This window comes from Neobacillus rhizophilus (assembly GCF_018343535.1).
GTDB lineage: Bacteria > Bacillota > Bacilli > Bacillales > Cytobacillaceae > Neobacillus > Neobacillus rhizophilus.
The window spans coordinates 571,161-597,663 of record NZ_JAGYPF010000004.1; the positions used below are offsets into that span (position 1 = coordinate 571,161).

Here is a 26,503-nt window from a genome sequence, read left to right on the forward strand (position 1 = left end):
CCACATATAGATTGGGTTTTATTGCTCTAATATTCTTAAAGATATTCCGCTGTTCCTATTCGATTGGATCGAAGCCCATTCCATCAAATAAGTGGTACCCTTCTGCACGAATCTCCGACAATGTCTTGTTCTTTTCTTTTACAACCGCATAATCATATCCATTGACCTTACCGCTTGGTGCAAATTGTTTCGCCCAGGCATTTAAAGAAATGATTTTTCCATTAAATTCCACATTATTACCACTTTGAATCTTTCCGAGGGACTCGCTCTCCTTGTTTTTGAAGAAAATCTCATCGCCTTCCGATACAAGCCCCACTTCCAGCATGTGGGTGAGTTTTGGGAAACTTTTTCGTGTCCAGCTGGATTGTCTTAGGGCTGTAGGCCGCTTGTTTTCGTTCGTCAATATTTCTGAGAAATAATCGTCATCAGATCCAAGCGGAAGCAGCTTCTTGATTTCAAGGAGGTACTCATCACCATTTTCCCCTTCAATCAATTGAGGTGTAATTTCAAAGCAAGAAATATCGAGTCCTTTTGTTAATAACCATGCGGAGGCGGATAAGACACTTGGGTCAAAACTCGAGGCGACTAATATGATGCGTTGATCGGCATTAAAGTTATCAAATGCTTCGTGATCATTTAAAAATCCAACGATGTTCTCAATGCCGATTTCAACGGCATCTTCTTCCTTAACGTTTTCATAGTGGACCAAATAATCGGCATACACTTTTTCCACAATTTCTTGGACGCTGGTGATTTTGGCAAAAGAGGCGGCATAGCGAATAGCTTGGGATTCATCCCTCTTGATTTCAATCACGACCACGTTTCCATTACTATCGATTCCGACCAAGTCCGTCCGCTTATTCGCATTGTTGCGAACCTGTTTACCGATAATCATGAGTTCGTAATCTTCCTCTTGGGTTAATACTTCAATATTTTCCTGAAGAAACTCCTCTAAGGCGCTTTCAACAAGTCCCAGACTCTTATATGTAATTTTTGATATCTCGTGGGTGTTTTTCTTCAGTTTCTTTTTGTTGGGCGTATTTCCGTCAATTTGAACCTTGACCAACATCATAACTCCTCCAATCCCAATCATCTATTTAATTATACCTCTTTTTAATTTACAAAAGTCATCCGCGGGGCCGGAATCTTAAGATAGGGTTCTTTGGGATTCAAACGGATCGTTTCAGTTTGACAGTTTACTATAAGGTTAATCAATAAGAATGTAGTGATGCCGGATTGAAGATTTGTTATTGTTTACGGAATCTTAATAAAGCATGAAAGAAATATTTGCTTGTGCTGGGGGACTGACCCTAGGCCATTGATAAGGAATATATTGAGCCGTGTTTGTCTTAACATGACCCCTACATGAACCAAGTCTGCACCATGGGTGGAACCATCCCGAACCAAGCAATACCAGAGATTACTTCACTAAAGTGTCGGTTTTCAACCTCCAACTAATTACAGACAAATCCCTTCACACCAATAGTTTAGCATCATTTTCCCCACTTGTGCAACCTGTTTACACTAGGGGAAAGGGCTTGAAGTATAGTAAAGTTGAAACCCTTCGGTGAACTTAACATTTTAGTATTTTAACTTTGCATTTGTGCAACCAAAAGCCCCCATTTATACCAAGAAAAAATAAAAATCTACCGCCCTCATTCATAGTGAAAAATGTTATTAGGATTAATGCCCGCCTGCCAAAGTTTGCCACATTAAAGCACCCCTACCACTACCTGCCATTTTCACCAACTATTACTAATAATTATAAAATGTTAATAAATGGATTTATCGTTATTAAATGGTATAAGTGTGTATTAAATGCATTGGATAATATTAGTAATAATGTTTATTAATGTTATGGATAATAAAGTAATCAATGGAATTGATGTGTAATAATATCACCGTATGATTGTAAGGATATGGTAATAAGGAGATTTATTAGATGTCTTTCTTACTGGTAGGATATGGTAGTAATACAGTGGATTAATGTATATTATGCAAAAGGGAGGGGGTATATCTATACGGTTAATTGTATATAAATCCACTAGCTGTATAAGCCTTGATATATCAACATTTGGAATAAACTGGTACACAGCAATATTAAGTGTATTGTTAAGTTGGGGGATTGGTAGAATTAGCCATTGGGTTAAACTGGTTATATTACCGTTTCCTAACATTGGTTAATATTCCCTTCACTGGTGTTAATCGGTATGGTTACAGTTGGGTTAATTGGATTGCATTGGGTTAAAAATATTGGAATTAACTGGATTTAATATTGGGCTATACTGGTAAAAACATTGGGGTAAATTACCTTTGACATAAATGGATTTCTATGAATTGATATCTTACCTTAAATTACCATTGACAAATAATATTTTAATTAATTAGGTTCATTTCCACTAATTTACTATTGACATTCTTTTGGCGGAATGATTACTAGGTTGGACTAAATTTGACCCGCTTAATAACCGTAAACCTTGACATAAAGGGATTTCCAACAAATGGTGCGAAAAAGCAGCGGTGTAAAAGGTGGACAAAAAGTGTACAGTTCGGGGCTATCTTATCTTAATCATAATCTTTTATATAAACCTTCTTTACCGTTCTACTCCTTCTTATAAACCTTTCTAATAATATCTTCTTTCACCGTTTCCTTAACCCTTAATCTTTTAATTTATTAATAATTATTTATATATAAATACTAAATAACTAATCCTTCCCCTGACGGTGAAGAATTAATTGATTATTAACTAATAACTAATTGCTGACTGAAAGGAAGCAGTGTTTATTACTTATAACTTGGACTATTAACGGTTTGTCACTTCGGACTAATTACTCCTTTTACTAATACACAAAGGGGGTCATGTTTTTCCTCATTTTTTTAAACTTTTTTAAAATATTTTTCCTCATTTTATGAAAAACCACCTTCCCACTTATTTACCTATTAGGGGTCATATTTTAGAAGTTTTTTCACCGATAGGGATACAGATTCTACTACTCCACTCGTTATATAAGTATAAGAACTTTTTACATGCCTAGGGGTACATATATAGGCACTTGGACTGTTAATAAATTATAGGGGTTTTTATTTAAGACTCTAAATAATTATTTAAACTATTTTGACCGCTAGGGGTACAGATATGGGGGTCTGACGTTATTGATATTATATAGAGTTCTTTTTCTACCCAACTACAAAACTAACAACCAACCAAAGGAGATTAATACATCATGAAAAAACAACGTAACGGATATAAAGAAACTGGTAAAGGAAGTGCAAAGCTAATCAGAATTGATGTAGTTAGCCCTTCTTACCGAGATAGATTATTAAAACAAGCTTATGATTTTAGAACTAATATTACTGAAATGGAAGAACTAATGTTACCTGAATGTATGCACCCTACAGCCGATGGTTACCAAGAATATCCTGCCGAGATTAAAGTGAAAGTAGACAAGCTATTCCAAGCCGATAAATTCAAGAAACAAAAGGAAGCAATGGCACTTTATTTTGAAGCAGGATTAACTTCTACACAGATAGCCAATGAAACTGGACAAGATGCTAGGAATGTTAGACGAAGCATCACAATGGGATTAGAGAAGATTAAGAAGAAAGTAACCAATGCAGAATGGAACACTATCAAATGGTACTACAAAGTTAAATCTAGTGATTCTTTTAAATCCACAGTAGACGGTAGATTCAAAAGTCAAGAAGAATTAAATGCCTACAACAAAGAAGTACAAGCACCAAGCGAAGTTAAAACAGGAAGATTAGTTAACGGTGAAATTATTTGGGATTAAGGGGTTAAATGTGACCCTCTTCCCACTATTAGTGAGGAAACTAAATAATAAAAAACACAAACAAACACAAGGAGGACAACAAAGATGATTAAAGCATTAGGTACAACAATCAAGTATGGAGTTGACAGAGAATTAGATAAGGAAACACGCAAATTCCTTGAAAGCAATAAAGGAGTATTTTTACACAAGACAAAGATAAACAACAACACTAAGTAAATACAAATCTAATTTCAAAATAGGAGGTAGGTGTAACAATGAAACGTCTTGAAAATCAGTCTATTAAAATGCAAAAGCAAACAGCGGAATCAGCTAGAAAGCTAGTAAACAATAATGTAACTAGAACAATCATGGAGATTAGTTTAAGTCGCTTCCCTTCCGTTGAGAAGTCAAAGGTATTAAGTGAATTAAGTATCGAATCATCTTGCTACAATCATAACTATTACATGGAAGATGTTGATGGAACGCTTATTAATATGGGTGATTTAATGATGCCTTCATTGTTAGCACCTAAACCAGTAGTTAAGCAGGTTGTTCCTGAAGAGATTAGCAATAAAATAGACAACTACTTTAAAGAATCAAAAGGCAGACATGCCCGTTATTTCATATTGAAACTTTACTTATCAGGTGGTTTCACAATGGCAGAGATTGCTGATTACTACAATAGGAAAGATGATTCTTCAATAAGCAAGGACATTAAAAAAGCAAAACAAGAAATATTAGATTTACTAAGCGAAGAAGAACTATCCAAGTGTTACTGGTGGTTAAAAGTTCCAAAACCTAAAGTAACGGTGACTACACCAAGTTATCCGTATGCTGAAGATTTAAAACCACTACCAAAACAAAAACACTGGTTAGACCACTTATTTAAAGCACCGTCTAAATAACATTACATGGGGAGTTGATACGAATGGAAAAGACTTGTAAGAAATGCGGAGTAGCGAAACCAATACAAGGTGGTTTCGTATCAGCTACACATGCTAACTGTAAAGAATGCGTAAAAGAAATGAGAATCCAAAAGGACTGGAATAAAACACTTAACGAACATCTTTATATGATTAAAGCTTTTCTTAACCGTAACCGTATAACAGTTAAAACAAGACAGTTAATAGAGTTGAAATAATAACTTGACCTGAATAAGTCGCTAAAAACTGTTCAATTACCTCTCTCTTGATATTTTGCTTTAGGTAGCATCACTTATGGAAACGGTGGTGCTACTAATAAGCATGTGTATCATGCAATGGATTCAATTATCGGTAGCGGAAACTACCAAAAATTTTAAAGCATTCTAGCACATTGCTTTATCACTGGCATATTTCTTTATTCGGTGGGGGTTAGACTTTACCCTAGCCCTTCACCACTCTTTTATTATGGTCAGCGTTACGGAAGAAATACTGGTAACCAATCCAAGAAGAAACAACGTAACAAGACCACCATTTTATTACCTTCGTTACCGTTCGAAGGAATCTTCTATAACTTGTTCGCTTTGGGAGGGTGACAGGTATAACGGTATCTTGAGTTTTGGATGTTGGTTTAGTTGCCTTGAGGAAGCAACTTGTAAAACTACATCTTAGAAAAGACATTTCCCGTTACAACATGATTGTAATGGCTTAGAGGGAATAACTTCGGTTGTTCCTTCTCTAGTTTTTATAATCTATCAAACAACTAAAGGAGATTGATTTAACGATGAATATGAAACAAATTGAAGCACAAATGAAACAAATGCAAAACATGATTAACTCACAGAATGCCTTTCGTAATTCACCAGTAGGGAAGCAAATGGAAAAACTCGCAACCCAACATATTGAAAGTCAAAAGGGAATAATGGCACAGAAGGTTGGAGAGTTAACACGATTAAAGTCAATGGGTAATCCCTCCATTAATATTGCTAGTAATTCAGGTGAAACACGTTTTGTCAAAGTGGATAACATTGTAAGTTTCTACACCGTTAGTCAAGATGGAAAAATATCTGATATTAAGCCAGTTACGGTTAAAACTTATTCAGAATTAGGTGATACAGCAAAGGCTAACTTTGATAATACTTTCAAGGCTGAAGCAATGGCTATCCAATACGGTGCATTTGACCAACAACCATCAATGGACTATTTCAATAAGGTTGTAGTTGCTAACGGTATGGATTCCCAATTATTCGAAATGGAACTTAACCGCCCTAAAGTTGAATTTGAAATGGATTTTCACAAAGTACCTGAAGTCTATAACGCTTATGATTCTTTTGAGGATTATCAAAAAGGACTTACAAAGGAAATGAAAGTCTATCAACAAACACAATCTATTGAGGGAAGACAGGAAAGAAAAGCTAAGATTAGTCAACTAGAAAGTGAGATTAAATCACTGGAAAAAGAAGTGGGAATGTCTTCCTCTTACTTACAAATGAATGAAGGAACTAACGGAGGAAGTGGGGAATAATCCCTGCTTCTTTTTTTATTAGGAGGTTAAACAATGGAAAAGAAATTAAAGAAACATGATACAAGGAACGGGAGAAGTAAACCTGATTATCTATCAGAAACACAGGAAGCCTTTTGTTATGCGTATATTGCCCATGGTCAGAACTTGCAGAAGGCTATAGAAGAAGTTGGAATTAAATCCCGTACAACAGGTTACAAGTATTTAGATAATCCACTGGTACAGGAGAAGATACAACAGATTCAGGAACTACACATTAAACCAATGGTAATTCAAACTACTAAGAAACTGGAACTACTAACCAACATAGCAAAGGGTGAAGATTTCAATTATTATCCTGATTTTAAAACAGGAAAGATTATTAAAACCCCTGTTAACGCTAGTGACAAAATCAAAGCTATGGAACTAATGAGTAAAATTGACGGTGACTTTGTTGTAAGGCATCAGGTTCAGCAGGAAAACACAGTCTTTGTTATTGGCGGTGAAGCCTTAGAAGAAGGAAGACAAAGAAAGATTATTGATATGGATATTTCCTATTTAACTACCAAAAGGGAGGATAAATAATGGAAATTGAAGTTTACACCGTTTTCCCTAATGGGGATTATTCCCTAGCCAAAGTACCAAGAGAAAATATAATAAGTGTTTTTGAGAATCTAAAGGAGAAGCCTTCAATGGTTATAGAAGGGATTCCTTACAAGGTTAGTCATTACACTGGAATAGGCACTAACATCCTTAATAATAATGATTGTATGACCGTTTACCTAGAAGATATGGAAGGCAAGTCATGCGAGTTTCTATTCTTTCCATCAGGGGAGGAAGAAGAATAATGTTTAAAGTAGTTTTCTATTCTCAATATAAACAGTATCTATGTTTCTTTATTGTGAATGATACAAAGGAAGCTTTAACCAAGTTCAAGAAAACAGGATTCTATAAGAACCAAGGAACTTTTGCACAAGGCATTGTCTACCGTCAGGATGATAACGGGGAACATACAATAAAAGAAGGCAGGATGTTAATATAGGGGGTTGTCCATTTTGGGCAATCTCTTTTTTTTGTGCACTATTAGAATGGTATATTGTACAACTAAATTTATGATATTATTTTAGGTGGAATCGTTTTCCATTTTTAGTGGTTTTATTAGTGTATATAGTGACTTTTTATTTTGGAGGCTGTTTATGAAAGCAAATGAAATAGTTACAGTATTAAATCATTTTAAAGATTCAAGTTATCAAAGGGTATTTATAGATGGTACTTGGGGAATTGGGAAGACAAAATATGTTTTAGATTTTAAGAATGCACATTCCGATGCATGTTATATATCCTTATTTGGAAAAAAAGATATAGAAAGCATAATTCAAGAAATATATTTTCAGATTGTTGAAAGTGTACCAAACGGTAAATTTAAAAAATACTCTAGGAAGCTAAGAGAAGTATTTAATAATGTCAACATCGAATTTCATGGATTCACTATTTCAGTTCCTCTTATAGAAAAATTGCATTCAACCTTGTATAAAGAGTTAGGTAAGAAAGGTACATATATAATCATATTTGATGATTTAGAAAGAAAACATCATGACCTTGATATAAAGGAAATATTAGGATTGATTGATAGTCTTGCTAAAATAGAAAATATAAAAACGGTTCTAATTGCAGCTACTGACCAGCTTGAAGAAGATGAAGAAACCTTTAAAAATTATAAGGAAAAAGCTATTGATAGGACTTATACAATAGAGGAATACGCAGATGAAGCACCTTTAGAAATCCTGGGTGAAGAGATATGGAAAGTCATAGGTATTATCGCTGAAGAATTTGAATTTAATAACTTGAGGACGTTTGAAAAAACCAGTCTGTTTATTAAAGAGGTTATAGAAATTCTTGGTGAAGAAATTTATACTGATAAGTTTACAAGAGATGATGTTTACCGAATGTGTTTTGCAACGGTATTCTTTAAAATTGAACATAAAGGCGAGATGAAATTATTAGATACAGAAAAACCTAATAGTGACTTACGGAACGCTTTTTATTTAAACGATGATAGTGGAGTAATTGAATATTTATATAATTACATTCTTAAGAACTCCTTGGATAATGTCATGTGTAAAAGTGTTTTTCATCATATAAGAAAATGGTATGAAACGGGTACGTATTCTAAAGAAATTATAATTAATTTAATTGAATCTATTAATAGCTATGAAGAGAAGCCAAAAAGCTTCTATTCATCAGAACAGGAAATACTTGAAATTATTGAAAATACTAAAGAATACATTAGAAATCTAAACGGGACTGAACCATTGGATAATATTATTTCCAAATTAAACACTACATTTGCTTGGTGTGAAGTGTTATCCGTTGATTTTGGGATTAGTATTGAAGAAATAGTAAAATTGGTAGGTAAAAATATACCTAATAAAATCGATTTAACAAAGAGTAGTTATCAAAATGGAATTGATTTATGGGATTATCATGTTGAAAGTGAAGAAGCAAGAAAAGTAGTCAAGTCTATTAGCGAAGCTTTAAAGGTTGAATATTATAATCTATTGGTAAATCAAATAAGGGATTGTTTTATTCAAAAATCATACAACGAGTATCTATATTTAAGACAACTCCAAGACTCAATAATTTCAATTAAAGATAACTCAATTAGAGATATTGTAGTAAAAAGCATAAGGGATAACCAATTCTTTTTTCCTATCCCTTCAGGGAGAATTACCGAAGAACATTGGTACTGGTGTCGTAGAATTAATGTATTGATTAAAGATATTGAAAAACATTGGGGAATAGAAAATTATTATGACGATTTTAAGTCTTATATTTACGGATTAGAAATTACAAAACAAGACAAAATACTTCAACATAGATTAAGACACCTTTTTGAGAATAATTAAGAATCAGTAGAGAGGTTTTGATGACTTTGGGGAAACGTAATGGTAAATCTAATAACCAAAATATCGAAAAAAGAGAATTACACTTTCATTTATACTTACGTCCTAGTTTAAAAGAAAACTATATTCGCATTTTCGATGTATTAGCAGATAACCATGCCCGTTTATATAAAGCGGTATATGAAAGGTTGAAGACTCATACAAATGAAGTAGCAGACGAATTTAAGGAAGAAGCATTAAGTGGACAAAATACCAATATTCCGCAATACACCGATTACGGTGATTATATGGAAGCAGTTCAAGATTATGTATTTGAACGACTTGATGAACAATTCCTTATGCACTATCAATTTGAACTAATGTCTTTAAGTAACCTATATCAAGTATTTGAACAACAATTAAGGCAGTATCTATTTAAAGAAATGACTCATAATGAAAATCAGTATATGAATCAAGTTAAATTTTACCTTGAAAATGATAAGGGGGAAGATGTCTATAGTGAATTTTACAGTAACTTCGGGAAACTCACTAATTTACTTAGAGAATTAAAGTTAACATTTACGGATTTGTTTGGAGATGAAGAACTTATTGTAGAAACAGACACTTGGAAAACTATTCGGGAATGTAATCTTATATCAAATACATATAAACATGGCAGTGGTCAATCTGCTTCAAATTTATTTGATTTATATCCCCAATACTTTGAAAAAGTAGATAAAACTCGACTTATGGACTTGTACCGTACAACTAACTTAAAACGAGTATTGGATGTTAACAAAATATCCTTTGAAAAATATTGCAATGCTATGAAAGGATTTTGGGAAAACATGAAGGAACATCAATATGGAAAAGTGATGGCGAACGTTGATATTTCTTCGGAAAAAGAATGATTCATGGATAATTAATAAAAACAGAAGCCAAGGAGGATTAACTCCAAGGCTTTTTTTGTCTATTTCCGTATCTTGGATAACGGACTATTCATTCCTTTTTCGATTAGCTTACTGTTTTCAATACCTCTAATATAGGTTTCAGTCGTTTTAATATCAGAATGCCCTAATAACTTGGAAACGGTGTATAAGTCCGTATTTTCCAACATGTTTTGTGCATAAAAGCGTCTAAATTGATGGACTGATGTATTTACATTTATGTCCATACCCTTAAATATCTGATTCTTAACAATGTCTAAAAGTACGTGTCTAGTCATAGGCTTTTTAAACCGATTGATAAAAAGATTATCACTTTCAACCCCGTTTAAATACCGTTCCCTAACCCTCATATATCGCTTAATTTGAAGGTCTAAGGATTCGGTAATAGGAACATACCTAACTTTACTTCCTTTACCCATAATACGAATACTGTTACCTGATAAATCGCTTAGTTTGATGTTACATAATTCACTGTTACGGATACCAGTTTCCACTAAAAGAACAAAGATAGTTTTATTCCTAACGGAGATATAATCCCTTCCTTTGAAACTTTCTAACACTTCCCTGATTAAATCAGCCGAATAAGTCCGTATAACGTTCTTTTCTGTTTTTAGTTTGGTTATTCCTTCCATAGGGTTTTCCTTTAATAAGCCTTGTTCGATAGCATATGAGAACATACTACGAATTAACTTTAACCTATGGTTGATTGTATTAGCTTTAACTTTTGTTTGTTGGTCAATAATGAACTTCTTTAGATGCAGACGGTTAATCTTATTAATTTCAATATCTCCCCCAAATTTAATTAACTGGTTGATACTGGTTTTAGTTGTTTTCACCGTTTCCCTTGAATAGTTCTTAACCTGTAAATCTAATAAAAATTCCTCCAATAAATCACTTAACACAAATCCACTCATTCTAGCATAACCTTCCTTTTTTAAGTATCGAAGGTATTGTCTAGTTGGTGCAAAATTTAACACTTAGCTATATGGTGAAAATCCAGTAATACCAAGGCTTTAACCCTACCGAGAAGAACCAAGCAATACCAGAGAATAACTCATAGATTACTTCAGAGAATACAACAGAGAAAAATATATATTTGTCCCGCAAATACTAAACCGCAAATAAAACCCGCTTATCCGCAAGTAAAAACATCCTGATCCACAAATAAAAATATAACTCACAAAAAAATTATTAAACTACCCTGTCCTTTTTAAGTCCTAATCAATATATAGAAGGTGAAGCGGATGAGCCAATGCATAGGTCAGCCCTTCAAGCAGGACGAACCAGTCTATTGGCGATTGAAAAAGAGGAGGGGAATAGGATGAGTAAATTATTGATCAACGAAAACCCGGTGATGATTATCCCATCACTGGCAGTCAAAATTGGCTTGAACGAAGCCGTCATCCTGCAGCAAATCCATTATTGGGTTCATGGCAGCAGACATGTCATTGAAGGCCGGTAGTGGATATTCAACACGTATAAAGATTGGCAGGAACAGCTTCCGTTCTGGTCTGAAAGCACGATTAAACGGACCATTCACTCGCTGGAAAAACAAGGAATGCTGCTATCCGGGAACTGGAATCGGTCGAAAATGGATAAGACCAAGTGGTATACCATCGATTATCAAAGGCTGGAGGAAATGACAGAAGGCGAGCCAATGAAACCTTCTGAGGAACCTCAGTCGGCCGCTCATTAGACCACCGCAACAGAAACAGATCCAAACCACACCCAAGTCGACTTATATGAGTTGTTGGATGACAACGGTGACGAATACATGCCACAGCCTGCAACACCATCACCAGCAGTAGAGAAAATACCGGTTGCCGAAGTCATCCACTTCTTGAATGAAAAAACAAATGCAGCCTACAAGACAAGCAGTCCGAAAACAAAGGAGCTGATTCGAGCAAGAACAAGAGAAGGGTTTACCCTGGAGGATTTCAAAGCAGTGATTGATTTAAAAGCGGCGGAATGGCTGGAGGACCCGGTGATGTGCAAATATCTCCGGCCGGAAACTTTATTCGGGCCAAAATTTGAGGCCTATCGCAACCAAAAGTCATGGAAAAAAGAGCTAACTGAGGAGGATTTTGATTTAGATGAATAAGCGGGAAACGTTCGCCCTATTAAAAATGATTTCGGTGTTTTACGAACAGTTTAATTTTGATCAAGAGAAAGTCAACCTTTGGCACGATGCAGTGAAAGACCTTACGTTTGTGGACGTGGAGGAGAATTTGTTAAAACATGTGCGGCAATCGCCATTTCCGCCAAAGGTGTCCGAGCTTTACATAAGTTCCAGTGTTCCAAGGATTGTTCCGAATCCCGATGAAACTAAGGTCATCCTTACCCGTCATTATGTGCCGGCAAATAGCGAAGTCGTGCAAAAAGAACTGGCCAATATCAGAAAGCTATTGGGCATCGAAAGGGAGAAGCAGGATGAGACCATTTGAACCTTATAATCAAGAAGCAGAAGAAGCATTTGTCGGGTCCTTTTTCCTCGACAGTGAATTAGTAAAAGAGTGTGCTATTCTCCCGGAACAGCTATACTTTCCAGAGCTTCGACTACTCTATACAGGCATTCGCAGCCTAGTTGAAAAAGGAATGCCAGTAGATTTGGTGACGATACTGAGTGAACTCGGGATCGAGGGGATTAAAAATGCTGGTGGAATGACCTACATCGCCCAATTGATAGGTAGTGTGCCAAGCATTGCCAATTTTCATACCTATGAAAAACTGGTCAAGGAGTACGACAAAAAACGAAAGCTGATCGCAGCAGGCGAAAAAATAATGGGCCAGGCAGCAAGTGAGGATAGTGATACAACAGTAAGGGACGGAATCAATGAGCTGATGCGTATTGAAGAAGATCAGACGGACGACGATACGGGCGAGATTACCTCGTCATTGGTGGAGTTATTCGTAGAATGCGAGCAGGATCAGGGCGAAATGGTGGGAATTCCCTCCGGCTTTCATGATTTGGATAGGCTGACAGGGGGATTCCAAGCCTCGGATTTGGTGATTATCGGGGCACGGCCAAGTATGGGGAAGACGGCATTCGCGCTAAGTTTGGCACTTCAAGCGGCAGAAGAGGATGTAAGTCTGATTTTCTCACTGGAAATGTCTAAGAAACAGCTGATCAAGCGAATGACCGGGTGTACTGGGCGAATCGACAGCCTCAAAATGCGGAATCCCCAACAGTCATTTGGGGACGAGGATTGGGAACAATTCGCCAATGGAATCGGAAAGCTGTCACACTTACAGCTGCATATCTTTGACCGAGCTGGAATGGATGTGGCTTACATCAGGTCGAAGGTCCGCAAAGCGCGCATGGCCTATGGCGAGGAAAGACGGCTGCTCGTGGTAATTGACTATTTGCAGCTGCTTGAGGGCGATCGAAAAAACTATCAAAACCGCCAGGCAGAAATCAGCGAAATCAGCTGGGCACTCAAAACTATGGCGAGGGAACTGAATGTCACCGTCATCGCCCTATCGCAGCTAAGCCGGGGAGTCGAAAATAGACATGACAAACACCCGATTCTCTCGGATCTTCGCGAAAGCGGGCAAATTGAACAGGATGCCGACCTGATCGCGTTTTTGTACCGCGACGATTATTATAATAGCGATTCATCGAAGAAAAACAAGATGGAAATCATCCTGGCAAAACACCGCAATGGACCGACCGGGACCATTGAGCTTGGGTTTAACAAGCAATATGGGGCGTTCGTTAACCTCTAAGCATAAGGAGGAGCGCGCCAAGGATGCCGGAAGCTTTTTAAAAAATAATGAAAAGGGAAGTGTGAAAGATGGGAAATCAAAGAGGAATCAATATGGGAATATGGGACGATCCATTTTTTAAAAAGATGAGTGCAGCAGAGAGGGCCTTTTATCTTTACCTGCTAACGAATGGTCATGCGACTGGTATCGGAATCTATCAAATTGCAAGAACAATAATGGCTCTTGAACTGGGTATTTCGCGGGAGAGTGTACAAGCATTAATAGACCGATTCGCTTTGGAGTACAAGCTGATCCGCTTCAATCCTGAAACAAGCGAGATCGCCATTAAGGACTGGGGGAAATGGATAAAGCTAGAAGGAAGGAAACGGGACAAGATTCCAGAGTTTAGAGGGGTAAAGGAGCACTCGCTGATTCCATATGTTTCAGAATCGATTGCGAATCCGAAAATACGCAACCTATATGAGTCGTTTTGTAAACAAGAGCAAGGACTCTCATGACCAAGGTGGGAGTGATTGTATATTACAGAATACGAGGATGTGAGATCAGGAGGGCAAGGTGATGCGGAAACAAATCGCCGGCACGGCCCTCCTGACAGCTGCCGCCTTGTTCATGGTCGAGCTTCCAGAGTCGGAACCGAATCATTCGAGTGTCAATCTACAGGGAGACAGTCAACCAGAGGTGGTATCCATGCCAGAAGGCCAAGTCACCGTCACCCTCGTGGAAACGATCGATGGCGATACCATTAAGGTGAAATTTTTGGGAAGAATCGAAAATGTGCGCTATTTGTTAGTCGACACTCCAGAGTCGAAAAAGCCTGGTAGGTGTTCCAGCCCTATGCCAAGGAAGCCTTTGTACGGAATTACGAGCTGGTCCAGAGCGGATTACTCACATTGGAAGTGGAGCAGGGAAATTCGAGAGATGTTTACGGGCGGTTGCTTGCCTATGTCTATGTCGACGGGAAATCGGTTCAGGAAACGCTGTTACAAGAGGGGCTCGTACGCCTGGGATATATCATGAATCCTCCATATAAATATCTTAATCTATATAGGGACGATGAACGCCGAGCAAAACGAAACAAACAAAACATTTGGAGCCAGCCTGGGTATGTAACAAAATCAGGGTTTAATGGCTGCGTTTCCCAGGACAAGTTCGGATCACATCAATGTTTTTGGAGAAGATCATTTTGGAAATTGGAACTCTGATTTGTTTAAGAAGGGTTATGAAATCTCAATTAACATTTCTATGATTCTGTTGGTAATATATATGGTCTGTTTAGCTTTTGAACGCAGAAAAATAGGAAAAGAGTAATTCCTTAACAGTTTAAATTAGGAAGGAAACCCAAATAAATAAGGTTTCCTTCCATTTTTTTATGCAAATATCAACATGTAAAGATAACAGAGCCTTGTTTAGAAAACAGGAAAACTAAGCTTATTTACCAATCTTTGATTGAGCGGCTTCCTCGCGGATGGTCTTGGCATCTTCTATCAATAGGAAGCCTTGTTTATTCACATCATTAGCAGCCCGGGTCACAGCCGACACATATGAGCCGTGGTTAGGGTAAAGACTCCTTAATTTTTCCGGACTAAACGGTTCATGGGACCCAAACAGATAGCAGAAGCCACCTCCACTGTTTGCACCGGTATTTGTAGCAGTTGGTACCTCATGCTGAGGCAAACGGATCCCACCAATTGCATTTCCGTTGCTGTCACGTGAAATGACAACAGGAGACGTGGACTCCACTTGGATTCGCTTTCCTTTTGGTGGAGCAATTCCATCTTCAATCCAGCGTACCAAGTGCTCATACGCGGCATTGACAACGTAGCCAGTAGGGACACGGCTCAATGCAGGTTTTTGGCAAACAGATATGTCAGCTACTGGCAGGTCATCACGTATCAGGATATTGGATCGGTAATCCGAGCCGCCACCAACGTGAGAGGCACCTGCCACTTCATAAGTGCGAAGCACATTGGAATCATCCTGTCGTGCAGCCACTTCGCCAAGCACAAGCAAATCATTTTCTGTATTGACCTTTATGACCTTTGTATCAAGGTCAGTTCGCAGCTTATCGCCAATCCCAAGGTACATCAGGTAGCCGTCAAAGAGGTTGGTCTGAGGGTGAATTTTATTATAATATCGCACAAGATAACGCTCTGATTGCGAGGCACCCGCTGCGATCATCAGCTCTGGCTTCAGATTGCCTAATGGATTGACTCCCACTGGATGAAGGATGGCTTGGGCTGCTTGCGAATAAATATCGAAAGCCAACCCGTCATCGATCACCTTGCCGCTATCCGTGACATCAAGTGTTCCATAACGAGCTGGACTCCATGCTTTCAGGCCACTTGCAGGTTCACCCGCTTTATCCCCCTGGTGAACCCCGACACGTTGTGCGGATACCCCGACATAGGCATATCCTTCCCTTAGAAAATGTTCATAGGAAGACATATACATCGCATCTAGATTGTAACCGCTGGTAACATTTAACCATTCCACAATCACTTTGCCATTAAACTTTTCAGGAGAGGCAGGGCGCCGAACCAACATGCGTGATTTGTAAGGATGATTGGTAGAAATCGCTGTAGCGGTTTCAAAGGATTGGGCGGTACTATAGCGTGTGGCTTTCCCTTCGAAAAAGAATTCCTCCTCTATGTACCCATATTTCCCTAAATCGGTGCTTGTCGCCAACTGCGGATAATTGTGGGAAGGATCTCCCAAAGGACTTGATGGGATCGGCCCAGTGACAACAGGATTTGGAACAGTGGTACCTGAATTCTCCTGTTGTGCTGGTTGATCGGCCAATGCTGAAGAATACAATGACAACGATAATGTTAAAGCGGCTAAAACAATAAACGGTTTTTTAATGAACTTCATGCTTAAACTATCCCTCCCGATTAATAGAGTTTACAACAGGGTGGTGCATCGCTCCTTTCTTTAAAAGTGCTAAGCTTTTAAGGTAATACACTATAGAAACACAAGTTGTCTACTAATAGGATAGCAGTTAAAGTCTGAATATTTCTATAATTAACATTAGTGTTTTATTGACATTTCGCTAGGCGAAATGGAGAAAGATTGTCTAACTTTGTTCTTTAATCTGATGTTTGAAAGAGCTTCACGTATGATGCCGAGACGAAATTCGTTATGGGTGTATGTTGACCAACAAAAGTAAAATAAGAGGAGAGTTTCCGGTTAAATGCAGAATAAAGCTCGTTTTTGGGAAAATAAGGGGAGGTTTTCCGGTTATGCAAAGCAAAATCCCTCGTTTTCACGTTTTTCGAGTCGATAAGAGGAATCTCTCCGTCTATGTGAGCCCTTTTTAATAAAAATACCTAATTAGACGAAATTTTTCCGGCTATTATCAGCTCGGGTGCTTAACTTGATCCCCCAACCAATAAGTGTAGACTCTCTTAATTCTAAAGTCAGGAATCAGCAGCTTTTTATCCACCAGTTTATATAGATCAAACTTGAAAAGACGTATGCTAATTCATACGTCATGTGTCATTTAATATTAAAGCAGCCGAAAACAAATCCTTTAGAGTCTGTCCGCCTGCACAGTAAAAATTTTTATTTTGAGAATACACCTTCAATAAAGACTCTCTTAATTGCAATTCCCAAAAAAATTATTACTAAATCAAATATGTAAAATTTTTATTTTACACCAAACGAAAATCTCCTGTCAATGGAAAATTTGTAATAATTTCTAACAAATGGTATGATGATAATACAATTGTTTTTCCAGTCGTATTCCAACCACCTCAGTATTTTTTGCACATAGAATGAGGGATACGTTTTTTTATTCATTTTTTCGGAGGAAATTTAGGGTGTGAGCTTTGAATGGAAGCTGGGAATAAATTCCATTACGATTTTTTAGTAACAGAGATTTTATTCTACAAGGAGGTCCAAATGATGAATCTAATCAATAAGAAAGTGACACACATGCGTTTTGGCACGGGTAGTATCGTTAATCAGAATGATTCTGTTATAGAAATACATTTCGCAACAGAAAATAAAAAGTTTGTTTTCCCTGATGCATTTGGAAAGCACCTAAAACTGCATGAACAAAGTGCAGCTCATTCTCTTGAAAAAATGTTACATGAAAAGGAAATGGAACGAGAGCAGGAAGGACGGAAGAAGGATGAGGCAATAAAACGGTATCGTAAAAATCTGGAACTTCGCTTGGAACATGAAAAATTGATGAAAAATCATAAACTTCATTCCGAATCACAAATGGCTTTTTGGTGTGACTCAGAAGAACAGATTACTGCTTTTACAGAGTGGAAGGTTTTTTCAGGGGTCATAAAAACTGGGAATAACAAAGGTAAGCCAAACAAACCCATTCGCCTGCACCAAAATAGCGTATGTTTATTAACAGCGAGAGATTCCGAAATGCCCGAAAAAGACAGACGGATCTTAGGTGTCTATATGGTGAATAGAAATTTTATCGGTAAGCTTTGTGAAGATGGAATGATTCCTGCTCATTCAGAATACAGACTCCAACTTACAAAAGAGGAATCGGATCAACTGCTTTTCTGGAAATATTTTGCGAATGAAAAATCCCTTGACAAAATGACATGGAATTCAGGTAAATACCGTTATTTTGATAATGTCTGGATGGCTCAAATTTTGTTTGATATTGTTTCTTTAAAAAGTGATCCAAAGGAACGAGAGCTAGCACAACAATTTTTTGAACACTTTTGTAAAATGAATGCGATAAGTAATCAAGAGCTGCCAAAACCTAATGGAGTATTAATGCGTGTTTAGGTGTTGGTGTTTCGGAGGGCAATGACAAGTGTGCTTCTGCCCATAATTAAATGCTGAAGAGTCTTCGGTATAAGTAATTCTAATGAACTAAGTGCCACGCACACCGGTAAATGAGTGTGACTGGCACTTTTTTGCTTTTTAGGAGTTGGTGTAGAGTGGCACTATAAATAACTTTATAATTTTCATCTTGACCTGCTCACACCCCAAATGGAACGGTTGTAAAATGCAGAGTGAGCCATGTGCATCTAAGGATGACCCATATACCTATCCAAACTACACGATGGATGAAACAATCCCGAATCAAGCAATACTAGAGAATAACACATAGCTTACTTCAGAGAATACAACAGAGAAAAATATATATTTGTCCCGTAAATACGAAACCGCAAATAAAACCCGCTTATCCTCAAGTAAAAACATCCTGATCCACAAATTAAAATAAAACTCACAAAAAAATTATTAAACTACCCTGTCTTTTTTAAGTCCTAATCGATATATAGAAGGTGAAGCGGTTGAGCCGATGCATCGGTCAGCCCTTTAAGCACGACTAACCAGTCCATTGGCGATTGAAAAAGAGGAGGGGAATAGGGTGAGTAAATTATTGATCAACGAAAACCCGGTGATGATTATTCCATCACTGGCAGTCAAAATTGGCTTGAACGAAGCTGTAATCCTGCAGCAAATCCATTATTGGGTTCATGGCAGCAGACATGTCATTGAAGGACGGAAGTGGATATTCAACACGTATAAAGATTGGCAGGAACAGCTTCCGTTCTGGTCTGAAAGCACGATTAAACGTACGATTCACTCGTTGGAAAAACAAGGATTGCTGCTATCCGGGAACTGGAATCGGTCGAAAATGGATAAGACCAAGTGGTATACCATCGATTATCAAAGACTGGAGGAACTGACAGAAGGCGAGCCAATGAACCCTTCTGAGGAACCTCAGTCGGCCGATCATGAGACCACCGCAACAGAAACAGATCCAAACCACACCCAAGTCGACTTATATGAGTTGTTAGATGACAACGGTGACGAATACATGCAACAGCCTACAACACCATCACCAGCAGTAGAGAAAATACCGGTTGCCGAAGTCATCTACTACCTGAATGAAAAAACAAATGCAGCCTACAAGCCAAGCAGTCGAAAACAAAGGAGCTGATTCGAGCAAGGGCAAGAGAAGGGTTTACCCTGGAGGATTTCAAAGCAGTGATTTATTTAAAATCGGCGGAATGGCTGGAGGACCCGGTTATGTGCAAATATCTGCGGCCGGAAACGTTATTTGGCTCGAAATTTGAGGCCTATCGCAACCAAAAGTCTTGGAAAAAAGAGCTAACCGAGGAGGACTTTGATTTAGATGAATAAGCGGGAAACGTTCGCCCTATTGAAAATGATTTCGGTGTTTTATGAACAGTTTAATTTCGATCAAGAGAAAGTGAACCTTTGGCACGATGCGCTAAAAGATCTTACGTTTAAGACTTGAGGTGGGGTTTCTTGCTGGTGGTTTTGCTCATTCGCCAAATATAAGAATATTTCCTAGGATTACGGTTTTTAACAAATATAAAATATTGGAATCATGCTTTAGTATTTACTTTGGTATTGGTAAGTCAAAAACCCTAAAATTATGCTATAATTTTACAAATGATATTTTGAAATAAATTAAAATATAAATATCAGCTATATTCATTAACAGTATTTTGAGGTGTACGATGACTACTTTAGATACCATCCTGATAAAAATAGGCCATTCCTATAGGGAAGGCATGACTGCAGAAGAGTTGTACCATGCCACCAGTGTAAGCTGGAAAATCAGTGAAAGCAGGCTGCAGTCTCAAGAATACAAGTATTACTGTGCAGTATATAATAACGAAATTAAAGAAGTGTATGAACTAATTGGATACGAAAAGGATTTTCATCCTGACAATGTTGGAAGATTTATATTGAAAGGAAAAATAGCAGAAGAGGCCCTGCGCATGAAATTATTAGGGTTGGACGTTAGCGATATTCATAAAGGATCAGGAAACCCCATTAAATACGAAAATATGGAACATTTGCTCCAAAAGGGTGATCAGAAATCCGGTAATGATCAACAATTAAATTTAAACCTTGACCAGCAAAATAATCCGCTAAATGAAAATGATGAAATACTCACTCATTTGTTTTATAAATTGGCTGTGTATTATAAAGAAATTAAAACATTGGGCACGAATAAGCCTAACTGGATCACAAAAGTAGATCAAAAAGGTGTATTTGTCGAAACATCGCGTTCTAGGGAAAAACATTCAAAAGGGGAAAGAAAACAACCTTACTATTACATCACATTTGAATTCTTGCTGGATGCTTGGAAAGAATTTTATGCTGTTAAAACAGCTTCAGCAAATGATTTTATAAAGACTCGCGGCAGATCGTCTTTTGTAATGGCATTCTTTAACAAACTTCCTTTCGTGGAAAGTTTTGAAAAAAATAATAGCATCTACATAAAATTAAAGGAATTTACGACGGACCAACTTCCAGAAGCTAGTTTGGAGCAAGCGCTAAGTCTATTAGATGAAATCATCCATGATAAATTAGATCCAAAAACAATCTCTCAGCTTTATAGTGATGATGCGACGAAACGGCTTAAGTTGCGAGCTCGGCAGGGGCTGAAAATTCTAGGATTTCTTACAGATGATTACCAAGTTCAGGAACAGTTTGTTATGGGCTATAGCACAGCTCCTAACAAAGATTTGTTCTTGTCTCAAAAAATAAAAGAAAGTCCATATCTTTCTGTGATATTTAATTTGCTGTCACTTCTAAATGGACAGTCTAGAGCTGACAAACTAACAATTTTATCTGAAATTGGGATGCTTCTGGTTAGGAACTCCTTAGGCAAAAACCAAATGTTAAAATCTGTGGCCGAATATCGGACAAGAAATATCTTAAATTGGTTTAAAAATGTTGGAATGGTCGACGAGGAGTGGAATGAATTGATTCAAGAAGAGATGCTTTACCCGAATAATAACTCCTATGAACCAAAAGTCATCATCTCTCATATAGACAATTACATATCGAGTAAGGGCTTTTATTTTGAGAAACAGGAAATTATCAATTTATATTTATCTTTACGGACCAAGCCGTTCATTATTATCTCAGGAATCTCTGGAACTGGTAAAACGATGATCGTTAAATGGTTTGCGGAAAGTTTTGGGGCTACGAAGGAGAATGGTCAATTCCAGCTAATACCGGTCCGGCCGGATTGGAGCGATGGTTCGGATCTCCTTGGTTACCGTGATATAAAAGGGGAATTTATTGCTGGACCATTGACCAAAGTACTAAAAGCAGCGAACGGAAATCCTGACAAACCTTATTTTGTTTTATTAGATGAAATGAACCTAGCTCGTGTAGAGTATTATTTTAGCGACTTTTTGAGTGTGATGGAAAGTCGTGAATGGAAAGATGGAAAACTTGTTACTCACTCAGTTTTGCAAGAGGATATTCTGGGCGAACATCTTGGCATCCCTGAAAATGTCTTTATATTTGGAACTGTTAACATGGATGAAACGACTTTTCCATTTAGTAAAAAGGTTTTGGATCGTGCCAATACGATTGAGTTTAACCGAGTGGTTCTAAATAACTTTTCATTCCTGGAGGACCATCTGCCAGTCGAATCAATTAGTATTAATAGTTCCAATTTGGTCAGCCGTTTTCTTCATATTAAAGAAGCTTATGAGGAGAATAAGGACATTGTACATAATGTCTCAACAGAATTAATGAAAATTAACGGTATTCTTGAAACTATTGGAGCGCATGTTGGTTACCGGGTCCGGGATGAAGTCTGTTTTTATATGATTTATAACCATTCCGCTGGTTTAATGGATTTTAATGAAGCGTTTGATTATCAGATCTTACAAAAGATTCTCCCGCGGATCGCTGGTAGTGACTATCGTGTTTATCAGGTCATCAAAGAGCTTTATACATATTGTACAGGTATAAAAATTAATGATGATAACCTGCCAGACCTAAATGATGGATTCTCTGAAGCTTCCTATCCTAAAAGTGCGAGGAAAATAGCTGAAATGTTAAGGAGGTATGACGTGGATGGGTTCACTTCCTTCTGGCTCGGCGGTTGAAGATGTTGAACTAGTCGTCATCGAAACCTCAGAATTAAGTTTGTATATAAAAGGGAAACCGTTTCATGAACGGTATGAAAGTTTAAAAGCTTACCGCAAAATGAAAAACGAAGACCGGATGTTTTTTTCTTATAAGGGTATAGGAATTGAAAATGTGCAAGTTTTTGATGTGAAAGAAGGAGAATTGGGGCCTTATCAAAAGGAGAGGCAAAGGCCTATCTTTTTTGAAAATGGTGTCTACCAGTTAGTTGTTACTTCTAAGAAAGGAGTACCTTTGTCCTTCCATCATGAAAATCCCTCCTTAAGAAAAGCAGTCGGAATGGCGGGTTTTGGGGCAAATAAATTACTAATGGGAAACCTGAATTTTCCCAATGAAGTAGGTTTTTCAAGCTTTGAAATCAATGATAGTATGCAGAAGCTGCTGGAGGTTACCATTGAAATTTTTCCTTCCAAGCTGGATTACAAAGAGGACTATAAACGGCTGATCTATGAAGTTAATGAAGAAGTGTACAACTTGGCCTATCACTTTATAAAAAGGACCTACTTAAGCGCTTCGAGCGCTCCAAGTCAAAAGCCATCATGGACAGAGTTTTATAGATTGTTGGATGCTCATTTTTCTGCATTTTTAAAGGCTGTCAGCCGTATTGAATCTCAGCCCTACCCTGAGTTAACTACCATTTATCACAAAGTGAGAGGCGACCAGCTCAGGAGAGTCGATTCTTTTGAACGAAGCTATTTAAGAAAACGGCCTCATTTATTTCATGAGGTAACAAAAGGCATTCCTATTAACGGGAAAATTGTTATGCCTGTACATGGGATGAGAGGAAAAAAAACTATATCTTATGACACATTGGAAAATCGATTTGTCAAATGGATGATGATTCGGCTGATCAATAAGATTGGGGAGTTATCTAAGAAATTAACAATGTCTCGCGGCCCATATGAGGTTCAGATAAATGAATGGCTGATAAACAAAATTACTAGAATGAAAAAGCAATTAGAACTTCATGTCCAAAATCGGTTCTGGAAAGAGATTGGTGAATTGAACCGCTCCGTGATGAGTTTGGTTATCCAAATGGCGCCGGGATATCGAGAGGCCTTTCAGGTATACTTAATTGTTTCCAGAGGACTAATATTGAATGGCCGGTTTTATCAAATGTCAGTTAAGGATGTTGCTGCGTTATATGAATACTGGACTTTCTTAAAGCTTGGACAAATTCTCGCCCGAAAATATACACCCGTTTCCCAGGATATAATTAAAGTGAATCGCGAAGGATTTTACGTAAATCTTGATATATCAAAATCAGCTGAAAGGGTGTTTATACATCCCATTACGGGAGAACGAATTATTCTTCATTATCAGAAACCAGACCGCTCCTTACCGACTGTTTCGCAAAAACCTGATACAGTATTAAGCATCGAGAAGAAGGGTAAAGATTATTCCTATAACTATATATTTGATGCCAAATATCGAATTGATTTCGCCGTGGAAGGTAGCTATTACCATACACAATATAAAGGTCCCGGACCATTAGAAGAAGATATTAACACGATGCATCGATACAGGGATGCTTTGGTTGTTAACCATGGAAAAGAATATGAAAGAGAAGCATTTGGAGCCTATGTCCTGTTCCCAGGGTTTTTTGAAGAGGAATATGTAACCCATCCTTTTTATTCCAGTATTGACAAGGTGAACATTGGGGGTTTGCCTTTTTTGCCGAATACAACCAAACTAGTTGAACAATTTATCGAAAACCTCATTGAGAAAAGCCCGGAGGAAATACAAAAAGAAGGGATATTGCCAAAAGGTACGAAAGAAGAGTGGTTTTCCTCATTGGATAGTAAGGTCATGGTGGCTAACGTTAAAAGTAACTCAGAATATCAGAACTTTTTAAATCAACGTTACTTTACCTTGCCGGTAAAACAATTAAAAAAAGGCTGGCAGGAGGCAGAATATATTGCACTGTATCTTCCAAAAGATGTTTCGAATGAATATAACGGGATATATTATTACAGCAAAATTGACGAGGTGCAAATCGTAAAAGGATCAGAACTTCCTTTTGTTTCAGTCAGAAATGATGGAGAATACGCCTATTTTAAAGTACAACCTTGGAACAAATTGGGACAGGTGATTCGCCCTGTTCAATATGGTATTAGCGCCTATATCATGACAACTTTAAATACTCTAAAATATTCTAATGAACTGCCTGAGCTTTTTATGAAAACCAATGATGAAGTGACTTTATGGAGAATGCTGCGAAGAATCTCTAACCAGATTAAAATTGATTTGGATGAAAAAACGTTAGATTACGCTAGTAATATCACATACCTAAATTTAAGAAATTTAGATATTCAAATTGACCACTCCACAAACATGCTGGAAATAGAAAATTCCTTAAGTAAGAAAAGCTTGGATCTTAAACTTTTAGAACAGCAGCCGTCGAAAGTTTTTAAAGAAATTTTGGGGATGATTGAGGAATAATTTTTTAAGAGCCAGGTAGCTGTATATTTTTAATTGTGCACGGCATTTTTTGCTTAAGTTCAATTTAGTTTTATGATTGTAAGGGGATTTTTTATACACATAAGGACGGTTCTATTGCCTCATTAACTAGTGAATAGGTACCGTCCTCGCTGTTTTATTCAAAATAAAGATATTCTCAAATAGTCTTATTCGCTATGTCTTAGGTATTCCCTGGGACTATCTGGTTGAACGCCAACGTCGTTAAGATTAGTTAATAATTAAATCCTTCAATGTCAACCGCGCTCCTTCCCGCCATTGCTTTACAGCCGATACCGTTACACTTTCCCGTTCGGCAATTTCCTTAACGGATAGGCCAGAATGAAGAGTGCAAAGAAGCCAATTCTGTTGTTTTGGGGTTAGCATCTCCAAACAGGATGACAAGGTTTCTTTTTCTAAAGAGGGGTCTTGCCGGCAGTCAGGTGCCATCTCCCAGAATTCATTCTCCGGACAAAAACTTCTTTCCTGGATTTTTGCCATCTTATTGAGTTCCATAAGCAGCTTGTCTCTAATATATGAATAAGCATAGTTTGTAAAATTCCCTTTTTCCGGATTGAATCGTTGGCTGGCTTCCCATAAGGAAATGAGGCCAATTTGGTAAAATTCCTCCAAGTCTGTGTAAAGATGAAGAGAGTGGATGATCTTGTGAATCATCGGTTGATACTGTTCTGCTAACTGTTCAAAGCTTTCCAACGGTAGTTCCTTTCAGGAAAGCCCGCTTTGCCATTGTATTCCCGGGTACCTTTACCATAGCGGGATTTCCTAATTTCAGCGAATCCACTCATTTCTAATTTGGTACCGAATTCCCCCTTGAAAATGGCAAAATCTACTGTCTTATTTCTAATTTGGAGCAGATTTTAAGAAGTTTCGACCAAAAGTATATAAATTGAAATTAGGGAAGATTATCAAAAGGTATTTTTTGATTCTGAAGCGAATCTCTTGCTAGAGAAGCTATTACAATGAGGTGGTTCAATCGAGAGATTACAAAAATTGTTGAGTTTCATCCATTGGAAACTGAGAGAATTAAATTTCAAATATTAACCCTTGAAAATGCAGAAGAGGTTTTTTAGGTATTTCTCGGATATAAGTGTAACGAAGTATATGGATATAGAAACCTTAAGGATAATATCTTTAGGTTTACTTTTGATATAGCCGAAGAGGATGAAGAAATACTCTTTCGTTGGACAAAGGAAATTTGCGAATACAGGCTTCATTATCATTTTGAACGGATGGGGGATAACTCCGGTAAGGGGAAAATAGGGGAAATCTTCCTAAATGGTTGTACCCGGCAACCCTTTTCATGACTGCAAGTAGTAGCCATGTTTTTTTATTTTTTCAGAAAAATTTTAATCGACATATACTCCTAGA

General features: G+C 37.4%; 25 protein-coding genes and 1 pseudogene. 22 read left to right on the plus strand and 4 right to left on the minus strand.

Annotation, left to right across the window (positions count from 1 at the left end; translation table 11 throughout):
• Window positions 1-55 precede the first annotated feature (55 nt).
• Window positions 56-1,069: a PDDEXK family nuclease gene (locus tag KHA99_RS21015; RefSeq protein ID WP_213119433.1), complete on the minus strand. Its 1,014-nt coding sequence runs from the start codon at window positions 1,067-1,069 to the stop codon at window positions 56-58.
• Window positions 1,070-3,225: 2,156 nt separating this feature from the next.
• Here KHA99_RS21015 and KHA99_RS21020 point away from each other — a divergent pair.
• From KHA99_RS21020 to KHA99_RS21060, 10 genes are all read left to right on the plus strand, one after another.
• Window positions 3,226-3,792: a sigma-70 RNA polymerase sigma factor region 4 domain-containing protein gene (locus tag KHA99_RS21020; protein ID WP_213119434.1), complete on the plus strand. Its 567-nt coding sequence runs from the start codon at window positions 3,226-3,228 to the stop codon at window positions 3,790-3,792.
• A gap of 84 nt (window positions 3,793-3,876) precedes the next feature.
• Window positions 3,877-4,008, plus strand: coding sequence for a hypothetical protein (locus tag KHA99_RS31260; protein WP_261363818.1), 132 nt, complete (start codon window positions 3,877-3,879; stop codon window positions 4,006-4,008).
• Window positions 4,009-4,046: 38 nt separating this feature from the next.
• Window positions 4,047-4,676: a hypothetical protein gene (locus tag KHA99_RS21025; protein WP_213119435.1), complete on the plus strand. Its 630-nt coding sequence runs from the start codon at window positions 4,047-4,049 to the stop codon at window positions 4,674-4,676.
• Between the two features lie 23 nt (window positions 4,677-4,699).
• Window positions 4,700-4,912 (plus strand): hypothetical protein, encoded by a 213-nt coding sequence (locus tag KHA99_RS21030; RefSeq protein ID WP_213119436.1) that lies wholly within the window; start codon window positions 4,700-4,702, stop codon window positions 4,910-4,912.
• Between the two features lie 563 nt (window positions 4,913-5,475).
• Window positions 5,476-6,216 (plus strand): hypothetical protein, encoded by a 741-nt coding sequence (locus tag KHA99_RS21035; protein WP_213119437.1) that lies wholly within the window; start codon window positions 5,476-5,478, stop codon window positions 6,214-6,216.
• Window positions 6,217-6,249: 33 nt separating this feature from the next.
• The gene (locus KHA99_RS21040) at window positions 6,250-6,777 is read left to right on the plus strand and encodes a terminase small subunit (protein ID WP_213119438.1); all 528 of its coding nucleotides are present in this window, start codon (window positions 6,250-6,252) and stop codon (window positions 6,775-6,777) included.
• Window positions 6,777-7,040, plus strand: coding sequence for a hypothetical protein (locus KHA99_RS21045; RefSeq protein ID WP_213119439.1), 264 nt, complete (start codon window positions 6,777-6,779; stop codon window positions 7,038-7,040). Before KHA99_RS21040 ends, KHA99_RS21045 begins: the two co-directional genes overlap by 1 nt.
• Window positions 7,040-7,234, plus strand: coding sequence for a hypothetical protein (locus KHA99_RS21050; protein WP_213119440.1), 195 nt, complete (start codon window positions 7,040-7,042; stop codon window positions 7,232-7,234). The genes KHA99_RS21045 and KHA99_RS21050 overlap by 1 nt, the downstream gene beginning before the upstream one ends.
• Window positions 7,235-7,388: 154 nt before the next feature.
• A complete protein-coding gene (locus KHA99_RS21055) occupies window positions 7,389-9,098 on the plus strand; it encodes a P-loop NTPase fold protein (protein WP_213119441.1) in 1,710 nt (569 codons plus the stop codon).
• A gap of 26 nt (window positions 9,099-9,124) precedes the next feature.
• Window positions 9,125-9,985: a hypothetical protein gene (locus KHA99_RS21060; protein ID WP_213119442.1), complete on the plus strand. Its 861-nt coding sequence runs from the start codon at window positions 9,125-9,127 to the stop codon at window positions 9,983-9,985.
• 59 nt (window positions 9,986-10,044) lie between these two features.
• Here KHA99_RS21060 and KHA99_RS21065 read toward each other — a convergent pair whose 3' ends face one another.
• Window positions 10,045-10,935, minus strand: a complete 891-nt coding sequence (locus KHA99_RS21065; RefSeq protein ID WP_213119443.1) for a tyrosine-type recombinase/integrase — start codon at window positions 10,933-10,935, stop codon at window positions 10,045-10,047.
• Between the two features lie 407 nt (window positions 10,936-11,342).
• Here KHA99_RS21065 and KHA99_RS30935 point away from each other — a divergent pair, with 407 nt between their 5' ends.
• The 6 genes and pseudogenes from KHA99_RS30935 to KHA99_RS21090 all read left to right on the plus strand — a co-directional run.
• Window positions 11,343-11,483: a hypothetical protein gene (locus tag KHA99_RS30935; RefSeq protein WP_249366800.1), complete on the plus strand. Its 141-nt coding sequence runs from the start codon at window positions 11,343-11,345 to the stop codon at window positions 11,481-11,483.
• Between the two features lie 312 nt (window positions 11,484-11,795).
• Entirely contained in the window at window positions 11,796-12,122 is a 327-nt protein-coding gene (locus tag KHA99_RS30940) for a conserved phage C-terminal domain-containing protein (RefSeq protein ID WP_249366801.1), read from the plus strand.
• Window positions 12,115-12,465, plus strand: coding sequence for a replicative helicase loader/inhibitor (locus KHA99_RS21075; RefSeq protein ID WP_213119444.1), 351 nt, complete (start codon window positions 12,115-12,117; stop codon window positions 12,463-12,465). Before KHA99_RS30940 ends, KHA99_RS21075 begins: the two co-directional genes overlap by 8 nt.
• Entirely contained in the window at window positions 12,452-13,747 is a 1,296-nt protein-coding gene (gene dnaB, locus KHA99_RS21080; protein WP_213119445.1) for a replicative DNA helicase, read from the plus strand. The genes KHA99_RS21075 and dnaB overlap by 14 nt, the downstream gene beginning before the upstream one ends.
• 68 nt (window positions 13,748-13,815) lie before the next feature.
• Window positions 13,816-14,244: a hypothetical protein gene (locus KHA99_RS21085; protein ID WP_213119446.1), complete on the plus strand. Its 429-nt coding sequence runs from the start codon at window positions 13,816-13,818 to the stop codon at window positions 14,242-14,244.
• 205 nt (window positions 14,245-14,449) lie between these two features.
• Window positions 14,450-14,949: pseudogene (locus tag KHA99_RS21090) on the plus strand (thermonuclease family protein); the annotation flags it as partial.
• 226 nt (window positions 14,950-15,175) lie between these two features.
• Here KHA99_RS21090 and KHA99_RS21095 read toward each other — a convergent pair.
• The gene (locus KHA99_RS21095; protein WP_213119447.1) at window positions 15,176-16,618 is read right to left on the minus strand and encodes an alpha/beta hydrolase domain-containing protein; all 1,443 of its coding nucleotides are present in this window, start codon (window positions 16,616-16,618) and stop codon (window positions 15,176-15,178) included.
• 1,032 nt (window positions 16,619-17,650) lie between these two features.
• Here KHA99_RS21095 and KHA99_RS21100 point away from each other — a divergent pair.
• From KHA99_RS21100 to KHA99_RS21120, 6 genes are all read left to right on the plus strand, one after another.
• Window positions 17,651-18,505 (plus strand): malate synthase, encoded by an 855-nt coding sequence (locus KHA99_RS21100; RefSeq protein WP_213119448.1) that lies wholly within the window; start codon window positions 17,651-17,653, stop codon window positions 18,503-18,505.
• A gap of 589 nt (window positions 18,506-19,094) precedes the next feature.
• Entirely contained in the window at window positions 19,095-19,670 is a 576-nt protein-coding gene (locus tag KHA99_RS21105; RefSeq protein WP_249366802.1) for a replication protein, read from the plus strand.
• Complete coding sequence (locus KHA99_RS30945) at window positions 19,670-19,873, plus strand: conserved phage C-terminal domain-containing protein (protein WP_307852138.1); 204 nt, start codon at window positions 19,670-19,672, stop codon at window positions 19,871-19,873. The genes KHA99_RS21105 and KHA99_RS30945 overlap by 1 nt, the downstream gene beginning before the upstream one ends.
• Window positions 19,866-19,991 carry a replicative helicase loader/inhibitor gene (locus KHA99_RS31265; protein ID WP_213119449.1) on the plus strand — a complete coding sequence of 42 codons (126 nt, stop codon included), beginning with the start codon at window positions 19,866-19,868 and terminating at the stop codon, window positions 19,989-19,991. Before KHA99_RS30945 ends, KHA99_RS31265 begins: the two co-directional genes overlap by 8 nt.
• A gap of 226 nt (window positions 19,992-20,217) precedes the next feature.
• Window positions 20,218-22,617 carry a DUF8727 domain-containing protein gene (locus KHA99_RS21115; RefSeq protein ID WP_249366803.1) on the plus strand — a complete coding sequence of 800 codons (2,400 nt, stop codon included), beginning with the start codon at window positions 20,218-20,220 and terminating at the stop codon, window positions 22,615-22,617.
• Window positions 22,586-25,099, plus strand: a complete 2,514-nt coding sequence (locus KHA99_RS21120) for a restriction endonuclease-like protein (protein WP_213119450.1) — start codon at window positions 22,586-22,588, stop codon at window positions 25,097-25,099. The genes KHA99_RS21115 and KHA99_RS21120 overlap by 32 nt, the downstream gene beginning before the upstream one ends.
• A 246-nt stretch (window positions 25,100-25,345) precedes the next feature.
• Here KHA99_RS21120 and KHA99_RS21125 read toward each other — a convergent pair whose 3' ends face one another.
• Window positions 25,346-25,828: a sigma-70 family RNA polymerase sigma factor gene (locus KHA99_RS21125; protein WP_213119451.1), complete on the minus strand. Its 483-nt coding sequence runs from the start codon at window positions 25,826-25,828 to the stop codon at window positions 25,346-25,348.
• Window positions 25,829-26,503 lie beyond the last annotated feature (675 nt).